The sequence below is a fragment of the Rhodobacter sp. NTK016B genome (assembly GCF_017303295.1).
Taxonomy (GTDB): domain Bacteria; phylum Pseudomonadota; class Alphaproteobacteria; order Rhodobacterales; family Rhodobacteraceae; genus Pararhodobacter.
In genome coordinates, this window is the sequence record NZ_JAFKOK010000017.1 from 108,891 (window position 1) to 124,533 (window position 15,643).

At 65.4% G+C, this 15,643-nt stretch carries 17 protein-coding genes; 5 read left to right on the forward strand and 12 right to left on the reverse strand.

Translation table 11 applies throughout. The features are described from left to right. Positions 1-28 precede the first annotated feature (28 nt). Positions 29-727: a hypothetical protein gene (locus JI664_RS20430; RefSeq protein WP_207015628.1), complete on the reverse strand. Its 699-nt coding sequence runs from the start codon at positions 725-727 to the stop codon at positions 29-31. A 176-nt stretch (positions 728-903) separates the two neighbouring features. Here JI664_RS20430 and JI664_RS20435 point away from each other — a divergent pair, with 176 nt between their 5' ends. After that, positions 904-1,299, forward strand: coding sequence for a rhodanese-like domain-containing protein (locus JI664_RS20435; protein ID WP_207015629.1), 396 nt, complete (start codon positions 904-906; stop codon positions 1,297-1,299). Positions 1,300-1,318: 19 nt separating this feature from the next. On the opposite strand, the gene JI664_RS20440 is transcribed toward JI664_RS20435, so the two are convergent. From JI664_RS20440 to dapD, 3 genes are all read right to left on the reverse strand, one after another. Beyond that, positions 1,319-2,347 (reverse strand): sodium:calcium antiporter, encoded by a 1,029-nt coding sequence (locus JI664_RS20440; RefSeq protein ID WP_207015630.1) that lies wholly within the window; start codon positions 2,345-2,347, stop codon positions 1,319-1,321. 112 nt (positions 2,348-2,459) lie between these two features. Further along, entirely contained in the window at positions 2,460-2,714 is a 255-nt protein-coding gene (locus tag JI664_RS20445) for a GlsB/YeaQ/YmgE family stress response membrane protein (RefSeq protein ID WP_207015631.1), read from the reverse strand. Between the two features lie 139 nt (positions 2,715-2,853). Then, positions 2,854-3,681: a 2,3,4,5-tetrahydropyridine-2,6-dicarboxylate N-succinyltransferase gene (gene dapD, locus JI664_RS20450; RefSeq protein ID WP_207015632.1), complete on the reverse strand. Its 828-nt coding sequence runs from the start codon at positions 3,679-3,681 to the stop codon at positions 2,854-2,856. A gap of 134 nt (positions 3,682-3,815) precedes the next feature. On the opposite strand from dapD, the gene JI664_RS20455 reads away from it, so the two are divergent. Beyond that, positions 3,816-4,211: a VOC family protein gene (locus tag JI664_RS20455; protein WP_207015633.1), complete on the forward strand. Its 396-nt coding sequence runs from the start codon at positions 3,816-3,818 to the stop codon at positions 4,209-4,211. A gap of 23 nt (positions 4,212-4,234) precedes the next feature. Here JI664_RS20455 and JI664_RS20460 read toward each other — a convergent pair whose 3' ends face one another. Continuing rightward, complete coding sequence (locus tag JI664_RS20460; protein WP_207015634.1) at positions 4,235-5,146, reverse strand: threonine/serine dehydratase; 912 nt, start codon at positions 5,144-5,146, stop codon at positions 4,235-4,237. 83 nt (positions 5,147-5,229) lie between these two features. Here JI664_RS20460 and JI664_RS20465 point away from each other — a divergent pair, with 83 nt between their 5' ends. Continuing rightward, positions 5,230-6,108 carry a TIGR00730 family Rossman fold protein gene (locus JI664_RS20465; protein ID WP_207015635.1) on the forward strand — a complete coding sequence of 293 codons (879 nt, stop codon included), beginning with the start codon at positions 5,230-5,232 and terminating at the stop codon, positions 6,106-6,108. Here JI664_RS20465 and dapE read toward each other — a convergent pair. Next, complete coding sequence (gene dapE / locus JI664_RS20470) at positions 6,090-7,244, reverse strand: succinyl-diaminopimelate desuccinylase (RefSeq protein WP_207015636.1); 1,155 nt, start codon at positions 7,242-7,244, stop codon at positions 6,090-6,092. The two genes, JI664_RS20465 and dapE, sit on opposite strands and share 19 nt — an antisense overlap. A gap of 229 nt (positions 7,245-7,473) precedes the next feature. On the opposite strand from dapE, the gene JI664_RS20475 reads away from it, so the two are divergent. Then, on the forward strand, positions 7,474-9,693 hold the full coding sequence (locus JI664_RS20475; RefSeq protein ID WP_207015637.1) for an ATP-binding protein: 2,220 nt from the start codon (positions 7,474-7,476) through the stop codon (positions 9,691-9,693). Between the two features lie 360 nt (positions 9,694-10,053). On the opposite strand, the gene lexA is transcribed toward JI664_RS20475, so the two are convergent. From lexA to JI664_RS20505, 6 genes are all read right to left on the reverse strand, one after another. Further along, positions 10,054-10,749, reverse strand: coding sequence for a transcriptional repressor LexA (gene lexA / locus JI664_RS20480; RefSeq protein ID WP_207015638.1), 696 nt, complete (start codon positions 10,747-10,749; stop codon positions 10,054-10,056). A 77-nt stretch (positions 10,750-10,826) separates the two neighbouring features. Next, positions 10,827-12,002: a gephyrin-like molybdotransferase Glp gene (gene glp, locus JI664_RS20485; RefSeq protein ID WP_207015639.1), complete on the reverse strand. Its 1,176-nt coding sequence runs from the start codon at positions 12,000-12,002 to the stop codon at positions 10,827-10,829. Next, complete coding sequence (locus tag JI664_RS20490) at positions 11,999-12,898, reverse strand: GIY-YIG nuclease family protein (protein ID WP_207015640.1); 900 nt, start codon at positions 12,896-12,898, stop codon at positions 11,999-12,001. Before JI664_RS20490 ends, glp begins: the two co-directional genes overlap by 4 nt. After that, complete coding sequence (moaC, locus tag JI664_RS20495) at positions 12,895-13,377, reverse strand: cyclic pyranopterin monophosphate synthase MoaC (RefSeq protein WP_207015641.1); 483 nt, start codon at positions 13,375-13,377, stop codon at positions 12,895-12,897. The genes JI664_RS20490 and moaC overlap by 4 nt, the downstream gene beginning before the upstream one ends. Further along, complete coding sequence (trpC, locus tag JI664_RS20500; RefSeq protein ID WP_207015642.1) at positions 13,374-14,174, reverse strand: indole-3-glycerol phosphate synthase TrpC; 801 nt, start codon at positions 14,172-14,174, stop codon at positions 13,374-13,376. The genes moaC and trpC overlap by 4 nt, the downstream gene beginning before the upstream one ends. Positions 14,175-14,356: 182 nt before the next feature. Then, a complete protein-coding gene (locus tag JI664_RS20505; RefSeq protein WP_207015643.1) occupies positions 14,357-14,857 on the reverse strand; it encodes an Lrp/AsnC family transcriptional regulator in 501 nt (166 codons plus the stop codon). A 245-nt stretch (positions 14,858-15,102) separates the two neighbouring features. Here JI664_RS20505 and JI664_RS20510 point away from each other — a divergent pair. Next, positions 15,103-15,643: NAD(P)/FAD-dependent oxidoreductase (locus tag JI664_RS20510; RefSeq protein WP_414707753.1), on the forward strand; the 541-nt coding region annotated here is incomplete at its 3' end.

A 15,643-nucleotide genomic window follows, 5' to 3' on the forward strand; every position in this document is an offset into this window, starting at 1 on the left:
GCGAAGCGGCTTCGGCGGAAAGGGCGTCTCAGGCGCGGAGCCGGATCTCGCGTGCCTGACGCCGCGCCCATTCGGCATAGGCGGCCGTCGACGGGAAGAGCGAGTCGGAGGTGCGCAGATCGGGTCGCAGCAAGGCCTGATCATAAGGCAGCCGATAGATCGGCGGCGCGGTTTCCGCAGCCAGAACGGCATCCAGCGCGCGGGCTTGGATCGCCATCAACATCCGCCATGGCTGCGGCAGGTGTGTCAGGCGTTCGACCGGCGGCAGGCCGGTGCGCCAGATCTGTCTGGCGCCGTGATCGAGCAACAGCCGTGCAATCGCGCGCTGCTGGTTACGGAACCGGCGCGGCGACACCTGCCCGCGCACATCGGCGATGCCCAGCGCGGAAACCGCCACATCGATGCGCCCCAGATCCAGCGATTGAAGATGGCGCAGGGCCTGCGCCGAGGTCGCCAGATATCGCGCCTCGACCCGCCAATGCACGGTGAAATCGCGCGCTAGATCGGCGACGAGAAAGCCCGCGAAGGTTTGCTCGAGCGTGGGGGCGCCAAGGCCCGCCGCCGCGCCGTCGCCCACGATGAAGAGATGCAGCGCCGGGCCCGAGCCGATGACACCGCTGCGCGCGCCCGGAACAGGCGGCAGGCGCGTGAGCCGGCGCAGACTGGCCAGCGATTGAGTCAGCGTGATCGGCGCAAGCGCCAGTCTGATGGGAAGCAAGGCAAGCATGGGACCACTCGTACGGGAAACAGGAAATCGGAAACCGGAAACGGGAAAGGCCGGAACGGAACGGGCACGGCACCAGAAGCCCATGAGGACACAGACCCGTAAACGAAGCCTTTCCAGAACCCACTTGCGCATCGTTTTGCGCCGTGTTTGCCTGCGACTGAAACAGGGAGAGCCGAATGAAACGCGTCAAGGACATGGTGGCCGAGGCCAACGAGGTGGTGGCCCACGCCCCCGCCGCCGAGCTTTTTTCCATGCACGGAACCGAAGGCGTCACCTTCGTCGACCTGCGCGACCCGCGCGAGCTTGAGCGCGACGGCATGATCCCCGGCGCCTTTCACTGCCCGCGTGGCATGCTGGAATTCTGGATCGACCCCGAAAGCCCCTATGCCAAGCCGCAATTCCAGAGCGGCGACACGTTCGTGTTCTACTGCGCCTCGGGCTGGCGCTCGGCGCTGTCGGCACGGGTGGCGCAGGAAATGGGGCTGGAGAAGGTGATGCACATCACCGACGGCTTCGGCGGCTGGAAAAAGTCGGGCGGCCCGGTGGGCGAAAAGCCGCAGAAAAAGGGCTGACGCCGCAGGCCAAGGCAGCTCAGGCGAGCAGTTCGACCACCACGGCCAGCGCATAGACCGCGATCAGAAGCACGCTTTCGATACCGATCCGCGCCGGCCCGTTGCGCTGGCGCAGGATAAGCCCGCCCAGCAGGATCGCCGTCATCAGCATCCCCGTGGCCAGCCAGTACAGATCGGTCGGCCCGATCGCCTGATAGATCGAGCCGTCGCGATAGGCCACGTCCGAGAACACCATGAACAGCGTGTCGAAGGTGTTGCCGCCGATGATGCCGCCCACGGCCAGTTGCAGCGAGCCTTTGCGCACGGCGACCAGCGTGGTGACCAGCTCGGGCAGCGAGGTGATCACGGCGGTCATCAGCGCGCCGACCATGCTCGACGACAGGCCGAAGCGGGTGATGAACGTGCCGCCCACCTGACTGATGACCCAGCCGCAAAGCCCCATGACGATCACCAGCCCGGCAAAGACGATGGCCGGGCGGGTGACGGGGGCGTCGGGGTCGTTGTCGTCCTCGGGCTCGTCGCGCCGCGTTTCCGAGGTCTGGACCGGGCGCCACATCGGCCGCTCGCCCACCTGCGCCGAAAGCCGCACCCCGGCGACATAGGTAAAGAACATCACCACCGAGACCGGATGCACCGACCAGACCGAAATGTCGGGCCCCGCCATCGCCGCGATGGGCAGCGACAGCATCGCCATCAGCAACACCGCCTGAAACAGATTGGCGGGCTCGGCGGCGGCGTGTTCGAGATTGGCTCGTTTGTAGAGCAGGTCGGCCAGCGCTAGGAACAGCGTCTGCGCAGCGATGCCGCCGACCGCGTTCGACACCGCGAAAGACGCATCTCCGCCAGCCGCGCCGGTCACCGACACGACGATCCCCGACAGCGAAGTCGCGCCACCCAGAATGACCGCGCCCGCCATGGCCTCGCCCATGCGGGTGCGGTCTGCGATCAGGTCGGCCAGATGCGTGGCGCGGATCGATACCGCGACGACCACGACGCCGGCGACAAAGAAGACGACAAGCAACAGGGACAGCGGCAGATCCGCGAACATCGGCGCTCCGGCTTTGGGGAAAATGCATAACGAAAAGCCGGGCGCGGTGGGGCGCCCGGCTTGTTCATGTCACGCGATACGCTCGCGAAAAGCCATCATCCGGCGGTCCGGATCAGGCCGCGCGGCGGAACATCCGCGCGACGGCGATCAGGATGCAGGCACCGATGAAGCCCACGACCAGCTGGCCGATCCAGCCACCCAGCGTTGCCCCGACGAGCGAGACAAGAATGAAGTTCAGGATCAGCGCCCCGGCGATGCCAAGGATGATGTTCATCAGGATGCCCATGTTCGATTTCATGAACTGTTCGGCAAGCCAACCGGCAATGCCGCCGATGATGATCGCCGCGATCCAACCGAGTCCGGTCATGGAAGTACCCCCAAAGGATTGTGTGTGTCCGGGCCGCACCCGGTTATTGCGGGGTTAACAAGACAGGGGCCGAAAAAGTTCCGCCGCCCGGCCTTATTTTCAAGGGCGGGCGGCGGAAGGGTCGTCAAAGCGGGACGGATCAGTCGCGCAGCAGCTCGTTGATCGAGGTTTTCGAGCGGGTCTTGGCGTCGACGCGCTTCACGATCACCGCGCAATACAGGCTCACGCCGCCGGTCGAGGGCATCGAGCCCGCGACGACCACCGACCCGGCCGGGACTTCGCCATACATGACTTCACCCGTGGCGCGGTCGACGATCTTGGTCGACTGGCCGATGAACACGCCCATACCCAGCACCGAGCCTTCGCGCACGATCACGCCTTCGACCACTTCCGACCGCGCGCCGATGAAGCAGTGATCTTCGATGATGGTCGGGCCGGCCTGCATCGGTTCCAGCACGCCGCCGATCCCGACGCCGCCCGACAGGTGCACGTTCTTGCCGATCTGCGCGCAGCTGCCGACGGTGGCCCAGGTATCGACCATGGTGCCGCTGTCGACATAGGCGCCGAGATTCACGAAGGACGGCATCAGCACCACGCCCGGCGCGACATAAGCCGATTTGCGCACGACGCAGTTGGGCACGGCGCGGAAGCCCGCCTCTTTCCACTGCGCGGCGTCCCAGCCCTTGAACTTGCTGTCGACCTTGTCCCACCAGCCGCCGCCTTGCGGGCCGCCCGACTGCTCTTCCATGTCTTTCAGGCGGAAGCCCAGCAGAACCGCTTTCTTGGCCCATTGGTTGACGTGCCACGTGCCGTCCTCGCCACGCTCGGCCACGCGCAGCTTGCCCGAATCCAGCGCGTTGAGCGTCGCCTCGATCGCGTCGCGGGTTTCCCCCTTGGTGGCCGGGGTAATGCCGTCGCGGGCCTCCCAGGCGGCTTCGATGGCGGCTTCGAGTGCGGCGTTGGACATGAATCCCTCCGGAGTTTTCGGTTGCCAAGCCCTATAGCGGTCGGCGCGCGGCTGGACAATGCGGCGGATGGGTTTCGGGTTGCCCTTCCACGCCGACAGGCTAAATCGCGGCTGCGACATGACAGGAGTTTCTCATGGCCAAGATGATCCACTCGATGATCCGCGTTCTGGACGAGGCGCGTTCGCTCGCCTTCTACGACAAGGCCTTCGGGCTGAAAGTCGCGGACCGGCTGGATTTCGACAGCTTCACGCTGATCTACCTGTCAAACGCCGAAACCGGATTCGAGCTGGAACTCACCGTCAACAAGGGCCGCACCGAGCCCTATGATCTGGGCGACGGGTACGGGCATCTGGCGGTGTCGGTCGACGATGTCACCGCCGAGCACGCGCGGTTCGAGGCCGAGGGCCTGTCGCCACGCAAGCTGGTGGATTTTGCGCCGGGTGGCGAGGTGATCGCGCGCTTTTTCTTCGTGGCCGATCCCGATGGCTACGAGATCGAGGTCCTGCAGCGCGGCGGGCGGTATCTTTAAACCGGCGCAGCCGCCGTTCGGACCTAGAGCGGTTCGGGCGCGGGATTGGCGCCGCAAAGCAGGACAGCGACCCGCTCGCCCTCGGCGGGCTGGTACGCCCCAGAGAGCAGTGCGGCCAGCGCCGTGGCCCCGGCGGGCTCGACCAGCAGCCGGGACTCGCGCCACAGCAGGCTCTGCGCCTCGGTGATGGCCGCGTCGCTGACCAGCACGCTGTCGATCCCCTGCCCCGCAGCCAGCCCGTAGCTGAGCGCCCCGATCCGCCGCGCCCCCAGCGCATTGGCGGCGACGCCCGACACCTCGACATCGACCGGCTCGCCCGCCCTGAGCGCCGCATGCAGCGCGCAAGAGGTCTCCGGCTCGACCGCGACGACCTTGCGCGTGCCCTGCCACCACGCCAGCGATCCGCCGATCAGGCCGCCACCCCCGACCGCGATCAGCACCGTGTCGGCCTTCAGCCCCTGCGCATCCCATTCGCGCGCCAGCGTCCCCTGCCCGGCCAGCGTGCCGGTCGCGTCATAGGCATGGATCTGCATCGCGCCGGTCTTCGCCTCATGCGCCAGCGCCGCCTCCAGCGCGTCGGCGTATTGCCCCGGCACCACGGTCAGCCCCGCGCCCGTCCGCTCGATCAGCGCGATTTTCGACGGGCCCGCCATTTCCGGCACGAAGATCTGCGCGGGAATGCCCAGGCTCGCCGCCGCATAGCCCACCGCCGCGCCGTGATTGCCGCCCGAGGCCGCGACGACACCGCCCTCGGGCACCGGCCCTTTGATCAGCGAATTGAACGCGCCGCGCGCCTTGAAGCTGCCGGTATGCTGCAGGTGTTCCAGCTTGATCTCGACCTCATGCCCGTCCAGCGTGATCGCCATGACCGGGGTCCGGCGGATATGGCCGGTGATGCGCTCCGCCGCCGCGTCGATCTCTGCGCGCCAATCCATCTGTGCCTCCGCCCTGTGTTTCTCTGGTCATGATGTCATGGCGAGACTACCTAGGGGGTCCGCAATGTGAAAGGGGAGCCGCCATGTCCAAAACGTCCAAGGACGACACCATCACCGAGGCCGAGACACGGGCTGAGACGCGGCATGCGCGGCGCCATGCCTTTCGCGACAGCCATCAGGATATCGAGACCGCGCGCCAGATCCCGGTAACGCCGCAGACGCAATCGCCGACCTACCGTCTGGCCTTTGCCGACGACGATTTCCTGTGTCAGGACGATCTGCGCCCGGTGCGGCTGCAGCTGGAACTGCTCAAGCCTGAAATGGCTATGAACGAAGCCGGGGTGAAATCCACCGTGGTTCTGTTTGGCGGCGCGCGTATCCCCGAGCCCGCGAAGAAAGACGGCGCCAAGACGCCGATGCTGGCCGAGCTGTCGCATTACTATGACGAAGCGCGGATCTTCGCGCGCCGGATCACCGAGATGTCGCTGGCCGAAGGCGGCGACGACTGGATCGTCACCACCGGCGGCGGCCCCGGCGTGATGGAAGCGGGCAATCGCGGTGCCGAAGAAGCGGGCGGCAAATCCATCGGGCTGAACATCGTGTTGCCGCATGAACAGGCGCCCAACCGCTATGTGACGCCCGAATTGTGCTTCAACTTCCACTATTTCGCGATCCGGAAAATGCATTTCCTTATGCGCGCCCGGGCCGTCGCCGTCTTCCCCGGCGGGTTCGGCACGCTCGACGAGATGTTCGAATCGCTGACGCTGATCCAGACCGGCCGGATGAAGCCGATCCCCTTCCTGCTGTTCGGGCGCGACTTCTGGGAGAAGATCGTCAACTGGGACATGCTGGCCGCGGCCGGGACGATCTCGGCCGGGGATCTCAAGCTTTTCCGCATCGTCGAGACCGCCGACGAGGCGATCGAGGCGATCCTGAACTGGCCTCAGCCTTCGGCGAAGTAACGCGTCAGGATGCGGGTATAAACGTCCTTGAGCTGGCGGATATGCGCCAGCTCGACATACTCGTCCACCTTGTGCATCGACTGACCCACCAGCCCGAATTCGACCACGGGGCAATGATCCTTGATGAACCGCGCATCCGAGGTGCCGCCCGTGGTCGACAATTCGGGGCGACGCTCGCAGGCGGCCTCGACCGCGTCGGACACCAGATCGGTGAACCAGCCCGGCTGCGTGACGAAGCTTTCGCCCGAAACCTTGACTGTCATCGAAAAGTCGATGCCGGTTTCCTCGGTCACGCGGGCGATTTCGGTTTCCAGCCACGTCGTCAGGCTGGCGCCCGAATGAATGTCGTTGAACCGGATGTTCAACACCGCTTTCGCGCTGGCCGGGATCACGTTGGTGGCTTTGTTGCCCACATCGATCGTGGTCAGGGCCAGCGTCGAGGGGTCGAACTGGCTGTTGCCCGTGTCCAGCTCGTGGCTGGCCAGCCGGTCGAGCAGTTTCACCAGCGCGGGCAAGGGGTTCTTGGCGCGGTGCGGATAGGCCGAGTGGCCCTGAACGCCGCGCGCCTCAAGCCGTGCGGTCATCGAGCCCCGGCGCCCGTTCTTGATCATCTCGCCCATCACCGAGGGGCAGGTCGGCTCGCCGACGATGCAATGCGTCATCCGCTCACCCTGTTCGGCCATCCAGTCCAGAAGCGCGACTGTCCCGTCGGTTGCGTCGCCCTCTTCATCGCCGGTGACGGCGATCACCACCGCGCCATCGGGCGGGGTGTCACGCACGAAATCCACCGCCGCCGCCACGAAGGCCGCGACCCCCGATTTCATGTCACAGGCGCCCCGGCCCCAGAGCTTGCCCTCGGCCTCGGTCGCCGAGAACGGATCGAAGCGCCACTCGGCGGCGTCGCCCGGGGGCACAACGTCGGTATGCCCGTTGAAACCGAACGACCGGTTCGCGCCTTTCTGCCCCCAACGGGCAAAGAGATTCGCCGTGCCGTTACGATCCACTCGCGCGCAGGAAAAGCCCGCGGATTCCAGCTCTCCCTGAAGTAGCAAAAGCGCTCCGCCCTCGTCGGGCGTGACCGAAGGGCAACGGATCAGGCGCGCGGTCAAATCGACGGGATCGAGCGTTGTGGACATAGTGTTTCCTCATTCCGGGTGTACACCGGGCTAGCCCAAGGACAGGCTTGTCGCAAGCCGCGCCCTCTTGCCAGAGCATTGTCGTAAGGGCACTATTAGATGCATTCGTGCGAGTTTTGCACGCGTCGGGAGATCCCTGTTCGGGTCTCCGTATCACCGGAACGGATGCGTCGCCAAAGCAGGGCGCCGACGCGTCTCTTCCTTGCGTCGAACGGGCAGGACGGACAGCATGAGCGACGAAACTACGACCGACGAAAACATCATCAGCAACGAAACGCGACTGACACGGATTCAGGCGCTGGTCGTCGAGATCCTCAACAACCTGTTGCGCGCGCCGATCGAGCAGACCGACGCCTCGGTCAACGAAGCCATCGCGCGGCTGGGGGATTACTGCCAGCGCGACCGGACCTATGTTTTCGTCCATCACGGCGAGATCACTCAGAACACGCATGAATGGTGCGCCGAAGGGATCGATCCGATGATCGACCACCTTCAGGAACTGCCGATCGAGCTATATGGCCCGATTGCCGAGGATCTGGGCCGCGGCGACGTCGTCCACGTCCCCGATGTCAACGAATTGCCGCCCGATTCCCCCTCACGCCTGACGCTCGAGGAACAATCCGTGCGCTCGATCCTTCTGGTCCCGATGCGCTCGGAAGGGTCGACCTATGGCTTCGTGGGCTTCGACGGCGTGCACAAGACCCACTCGTTCCTGCCCGGCGAGGTCTATCTGCTGCAATCGGTGGCGGATGTGATCTGCTCGGTTCTGATCCGGCGCGAGCAGGATACCGACATGCGCATCGCGCAACAGGATCTGGCCGATGAACGCGCCTTCCTGTCCTCGATCACGTCGACCTCGGCGATGGGGATCGTGGTGATCGACGCCGACGGGATCATCAATTTCGTCAACAACGCCGCCGAATCGATGCTGGGCGTTCCCAGCGAACAGATGCTGGGCAGTCATCACGACGACCCGACATGGTTCGGCTACAAGCGCGAGGACGGCACGACCATTCCGGCGGGCGAGACGCCCTTCGACGTCGCCATGCGCTCGGGCGTGCTGGCCCCGGTCGAGCGGCTGCAACTGGCCAACCGGGATGGCGAGCATTTCATTTCGGTCCACGCAGCCCCGGTGGTGCAGGAGGGCGCGACGCGCCCCCGCGTGGTTTATGCCCTGCTCGACGTGACCGATCAGATCATGGCCGAACGCAAGCGCGAAGAGGCGCTGGATGAGGCCAATCGCGCCAATACCGCGAAGTCGAATTTCCTTGCCAAGATGAGCCACGAAATGCGCACGCCGCTCAATGGCGTGCTGGGCGTGGCCGAGGTGCTGGAAACCCTGATCAGCGACCCCGATCAGCGCCGCATGGTCAAGGTCATGCACGAATCGGGCGCGCTGTTGCTGAGCATCATCAACGATTTGCTCGACATGTCGAAGATCGAGGCTGATCTGATGGAGATCGAGATCGTGCCCTTCATCCCCGGCGAGTTGGCGCAGCGGATCGAATCGGTGCACACGCTCAAAGCCTCGGAAAAGCGCATCTCTTTCGCGGTCAATGTCGCCGGCGACGGCGACACGGCGCGGCTGGGCGATCCGCATCGCATCCTGCAGATCATGCACAACGTGGTGTCGAACGCGATCAAGTTTACCGAGAACGGCTCGGTCTATGTCGATATCGACTGCCGCACGGCGGGCGAGATGACGCTGTCGGTCCGGGACAGCGGCATCGGCATGACCGAAGCCCAGCTCGCGCATCTGTTCGAGGATTTCGGCCAGGCCGACAGCTCGATCGCGCGGCGTTTCGGCGGCACGGGGCTGGGTATGCCGATCGTGAACCGGCTGGTGCAGATGATGCAGGGCCGGATCACCGTCGAGACCACACCCAATGTCGGCACGACGATCTCGGTCACGCTGCCGGTTGCGCGCACCGATGCGCTCGACATGGCTATGCCCGCGCCCAATCCCCTGCTGGCCGCGCCCGATCTGCAGGCGCTGCGCGTTCTGGCGGCGGACGACAACCGCACCAACCGGATGATCCTTGCGGCGATGATGGGCCAGCTTGGCATCGCGGCGGTGCTGGTCAATGACGGGACCGAGGCGCTCGACGCCTATGAGCGCGAGGCGTTCGATCTGGTCATCCTCGACATTTCGATGCCGGATATGGATGGCGTCGCCGTGCAGAAGGAAATCCGCGCGCGCGAAGCCAAACGGGCGGCCGAAGACGAGGCTCTTGCCGCCGCCAAGCCTCTGCCGATCGTCGCCTTCACCGCCAACGCGATGGCGCATCAGGTGGAGTCCTATATCCGTGAAGGCTTCGACGATTGCCTGACCAAGCCGCTGCATCTCGACCGCCTGCGTGAAGCGCTGAGCGGCCTGATCGCGGATCGTGGCCGTCGCTGCCCGGTACCGGCAGGCGGCGTGGTCCCGCTGCGGCGCTCGTCTGGCTGAGACGAGCCGCGCATAAAGCCAGAACGCGCGCGGCCCGGGACCGGGCGCAGGGTCAGGTGACGCAGTCGGCGCTATCCGGCTGCGGCCTTCCTAAACATGGCGAAAGGCAATCTGGTCGGACTCATTATCGGGGAAACAGACATGTCACCGCCTTGTTGTCGGTGACCTGACAAGTTGCGAGGCATCTCGGATGCGAAGCCTGACTTGAACCTGCTGACAGACCGGGACGCCCCAACCGGCGCATACGCGCCGGTTCAGCCCGTCCCGAACGTCGTCTGAAACAAAGCGACACAACCTTCGACACCCGGAGCGAGCGGCTCCCCCGCCCTGTCGCGATGCCTCATCCAGAAAAACTGCGCCTCAATAGCTGCGAATCAGCCCGACAAGACGGCCCTGCACCGCGACCTGATCGTCGCGCAGCACGCGAGTTTCATAGGCCGGGTTGGCAGCTTCGAGCGCGATCATGCCGCGCTGGCGGCGGAAGCGCTTCAGCGTCGCTTCCTGCCCTTCGACCAGCGCCACGACGATATCGCCGTTATCCGCCGTTGTCTGTTCACGGATCACGACGATGTCGCCATCGTGGATCCCCGCTTCGATCATCGAATCGCCGCGCACTTCCAGCGCGTAATGCTCACCCTTGCCGCCCAGCATCGAGCCGGGCACCGCGACATGACGCGACACTTCCGAGATCGCTTCGATCGGCGTCCCCGCAGCAATGCGCCCCATGACCGGCAATTCCAGCGCATGGACTTCGTGCACCGGCATCGCCCGCGCGGGCTGAGCGGCGGGGGCCGGCGCCGGCGCGCCGCCCTCGATCACCTCGGGCACGCGTTTTTCCAGCGCTTCGGGCATGCGCACCACCTCAATCGCGCGGGCGCGATGGGCGAGACGGCGGATGAAGCCGCGTTCTTCCAGCGCCGTGATCAGCCGGTGGATACCCGATTTCGAGCGCAGGTTCAGCGCATCCTTCATCTCGTCGAAAGAAGGCGGGACACCGTCGCGTTTCATGCGGGTGTCGATCAGTTCCAGAAGTTCGAGCTGTTTACGGGTCAGCATCGCGGCCTCCAACAGGGAAACGTCAGGCGTTTTACCACTGTTCTACGCATGTTCCCCTTTTGTGTCAACCATAATGACTACAAAAGCAGAACAGGCACCGCCTCGCCCGCCTTGCGGGGGCCGTCGCCCAGTGGGCGTTCCAGCAAGACATTCGCCTCGGCCAGCACGCTCAGAAGCGCGCTGTCCTGCCGCTCGAACGGAGTAACGACGCCGTCGTCGAGCCGCGCGCGCATGTAATGCGTGCGGGGTCCGGTCGGGCCGACATCGGCGCCGAGACGGGCCATCATCCGCGCGGGTCTGACCGCATCCTGCCCCAGCCAGCGGCGCACCATCGGCAGCAGGAACAGATGTCCCGTCACCACCGCCGAAACGGGGTTCCCCGGCAGCCCCAGATACGGCTTGCCCGCCAGCCGCCCGGCGATCAGCGGTTTGCCGGGGCGCATGGCGATCTTGTAGAAGGCGCGCTCGATCCCCAGAGCCTCGCCCACCTGCCCCACGAGGTCATAATCCCCGACCGAGGCACCGCCGATCGTTACTGCGATATCGGCCTGCGCGGCCTCGGACATCGCCGCTTCCAACGCGTCGCGGCGATCCGGCGCGATGGGCAGGATCACCCCCTCGCCGCCCGCCTGATCGACCATGGCCTTCAGCGCGAAGGTGTTCGAGGCGATGATCTCATCGGGGCCCGGGGTTTCACCGGGCATCACCAGCTCATCCCCGGTCGCCAGAAGCGCCACGCGCGGACGCGGCACGACCTCAAGCTGCGCGACATTCATCGCCGCCAGAAGGGCAAGGTCGGCAGCGCTCAGACGCCGGCCCGCATCGAGCGCGAAACCGGCGTCGAAATCGCCGCCGGCGGCACGGATATTGGGGCCGTTGCCGAGATTGGGCTGAATGGTGATCCGCTCGCCCTCGCGCGCGGTGTCTTCCTGAATGACGACGTGGTCGGCGCCCTCGGGCACCGGGGCGCCGGTAAAGATGCGCACGGCCTGACCGGGGCCGACCTGTCCCTGCCAGCCATGCCCGGCGGCGGATTCGCCCACGATAGTGAAGGCGGCGCCGATGGCGAGCTCGGCGTCCCGCAGCGCGTAGCCATCCATGGCCGCTGACCGAAACGGCGGCTGCGCGCGATGCGCGATGGCAGCCCGGGCGAGCGTGCGACCCGCCGCCTGATCCAGCGAAACGGTCTCAGCCGCGCCCGACGGCGTGACCAGCGCAAGGCACAGCGCTTCGGCTTCGGTGACGGGGATCATGGATCTGCCCTTTCCAACTGCATCTCTTCCCACTCAGCATAGGTTTTTCCGGTGCTGATGTGGACCCAATGCGTCCGTCCGTGTGCGGCGCGACCAGCGAGGACAGCGGCGGCGGCAGAGGGACTCGAGAATGCGAAATCCGAGGTAAATCGACCATTGTCGCCATCAGGTACAATGACACCATGCTCGACGAGTTCGCGATGCAGGCGAGCGTAAGACGTATTGTTTCGCCTCTCGGCAACCCATTCGAGCCGCCCAATTGAGCCTGCCCGCACAATCATCTCGCCATCGCGCAGAATCGCGGTGGCTGAGACCCCATGACGGGGAACTTTAAAGGCAAAGATCGGCGCGCGATCATCTGGCTCTTGCGCCGTGGCAGTAACAACGCTGCGCTTCTTGTTAAGAAACGCGTCCACGCGGATCGCCGGAAGCACCATCATCAGCGTCTCGATGAAGGATTCCATATTCGCGGTGGCGGCTTCCGACAGACTGCTGCGCGTGGGCTGGTTGCCGTTTTCAAGCTCGGCGCCGCCGACGTCGCGGGCGATCTCGACCAGACGGGACTCGAGGTATTTGACATGCGCCTTGTGCAACACATCCGCCGCAGCCGAAATCAGAACGGCGTAATCCCACCAATCCTTGTTTTGCGCGTGGCTGCGCAGGCGCTCGCGCATATCCTCGGCCTCGCCGATGTAAAGCCGTGCCCGGCCTTCTTCTTCGCCAAACAGAAGATAGACGCCGGTATAGCCCGCTTCGCGTCGCTGCAGCGCCTCTTTCAGCTGGGTGCGAGGCGCGCGCAGCACATGGCCCGTCCAGTTGAAAACCTCAGCCGTGAGCATGCCGTCCGGACGGCCGTCGATGAAAAACAACTCCAGCGACCGTCCCTGCGCACTCATGTTCCGTCCTTGACGTAGGTCCCCGATTTCCCGCCCTCTTTGCGCAGGACGGCGATGCCACCGATTTCCATGCTCTTCTCGACCGCCTTGAGCATATCATAGACGGTGAGCGCGGCGGTCGAGGCGGCGGTGAGGGCTTCCATCTCGACCCCGGTCTGGCCGGTGGTTTTCACTTCGGCCAGAATGCGCACGCCGGGCAGCGACTCGTCGGGGGTCAGATCGACGGTCACCTTGGTGATCGGCAGCGGATGGCAGAGGGGGATCAGCTCGGACGTCTTCTTGGCCGCCATGATCCCGGCCAGCCGCGCGACGCCCAGCACGTCGCCCTTCTTCGCCGTGCCCTGCACGACATGCGCGAGCGTCTCGGGCCGCATGACGACATGCGCCGAGGCGGTGGCGACACGCGCGGTCACCGGCTTGCCCGAGACATCAACCATGACCGCCCGGCCCTCGGCGTCGAAATGGGTAAGGCCGCTCATGATACGACCGGATCAGCCAGAAGCGCGCGCGTGGCGGCGGCGACATCGTCCTGCCGCATCAGGCTTTCGCCGATGAGGAAGCAACGCGCCCCGTGACTGGCCATGTCGGCCAGATCGGCGGGCGTGAAAAGACCGCTTTCGGAAACCAGCATCCGCCCCTCCGGGACCCGCGCGGCCAGCGTGCGCGTGGTGTCGAGCGTCGTCTCAAACGTGTTGAGATTGCGGTTGTTGATACCGAGCATGGGCGATTTCAGCGCCAGCGCGCGGTCGAGTTCGTCACCGTCATGCACCTCGATCAGCACATCCATCCCCCAGCCGATCGCCGCATCTTCCAGCTCGGCCGCCTGCGCGTCCGAAACCGAAGCCATGATGATCAGGATGCAATCGGCCCCCCAGGCGCGGGCCTCGGCCACCTGATAGGTGTCATAGAGGAAATCCTTGCGCAGACAGGGCAGATCCACGGCGGCTCGGGCCGCTTTCAGGAAGTCGGGCGCGCCCTGGAAGCTGGGCGTGTCGGTCAGAACCGACAGACAGGCCGCGCCCCCTGCCTTATAGGCCTGCGCCAGCGCCGGCGGGTTGAAATCGGCGCGGATGAGGCCCTTTGAAGGGCTGGCCTTCTTGATCTCGGCGATCAGGCCGTAGCCTTTGGCCGACGCCGCGTGCAGCGCGCGCTGAAAGCCGCGCGGGGCGTCGGCGGAACGAGCCTCGGCCTCGATCTGCGCTAGGGGACGCGCAGCTTTCGCTGCCGCGATTTCCTCAAGCTTGTAGGCCTTGATCTTGTCGAGAATGGTCGCCATCGGGGGCCCTCCTTGCGGGGATCTAGGTAAAGCCTGTGGGCGGCGTTGAAAAGCGTTTCGCGCAAGGCCCGAAAAGCACGTAGCGCGCAACCGGGGCTGCCGCCCCCTCTGGCCCGTTCCGGGCCATTCACCCCCGCGAGTATTTTTTGGCAAAGTGAAAGGGCGCGGGTTTCGACCGGGTGTCAGGCTTCGCGCTTATAGCGGTCCTCGAGCACGTCGAAGGGTACGCCCGGTTCGTCCTTGGCGCAGCGGATGACCAGCGAGGTCTTGACCGAGGCCACGTTATCGGCGGCGAGCAGATCCTCGGTCAGGAAGGACTGGAACGTCGACAGATCGGGCGCCACGCATTTCAGGATGAAATCGATCTCGCCATTGAGCATGTGGCATTCGCGCACCAGCGACCAGGCGCGGCAGCGATCCTCGAAGGCGCGCAGATCGGCCTCGTTCTGACGGTGCAGGCGGACCATGGCGAAGACCTGCACCTCGAAGCCCAGCTCGCGCACATCGACCCGGGCGTGGTAGCCCCGGATGAAGCCCGCCTCTTCTAGCGTCCGCACGCGGCGCAGGCAGGGCGGGGCCGAAATTCCCACCCGCTTGGCGAGTTCGACATTGGTCATGCGCCCGTCGGCCTGCAATTCGGCAAGGATCATCCGGTCGATCGGGTCGAGTTTGCTGCCGGGCATCACGGCGGGTCTCCCTGTGTGTTTGCGCTTATGTAGGCATAGCGGGTCACAGGCGCAATAATATTTCGCAACAGAGAAATAATTGTGCGGATTTCGGCAGCATCGTCGGGCGGCGGCGGCGCGAAGCCAGCGCGGCCTGCGCCTGACTTGCCCGGACAGCGCCGACGGGTTAGGTGCATTCGACCCCTTGCCCGGCGCCTTCGCGCCCTTATATGCGGGAAAACGAATATTTACGGAGCGCCGCCATGACGGAAGCCATGCAGGAAAGCAAACACAGCCGGGTTCTGATCATCGGGTCTGGCCCTGCGGGGTACACGGCGGCGGTTTACGCGTCGCGGGCGATGCTCGAGCCGGTGCTGGTGCAGGGGATGCAGCCGGGCGGGCAGCTGACCATCACCACCGATGTCGAGAACTGGCCGGGCGATACCTCGGTCATGGGCCCCGACCTGATGGCCCGGATGGAGACCCATGCCCGCGAGATGGGCACCGACATCGTCACCGACATCATCCTGTCGCTCGACCTCTCGCAGCGCCCCTTCACCGCGCAAGGCGACAGCGGCACGACCTATACCGCCGATGCCGTGATCCTCGCCACCGGCGCTCAGGCGCGCTGGCTGGGCCTGCCGTCCGAGGAGAAGTTCAAGGGCTTCGGCGTCTCGGCCTGCGCGACCTGCGACGGGTTCTTCTATCGCGGCAAGGAGATCGTCGTGGTGGGCGGCGGCAACACGGCAGTGGAAGAGGCGCTGTTCCTGACCAATTTCGCGTCCAGGGTAACGCTGGTCCATC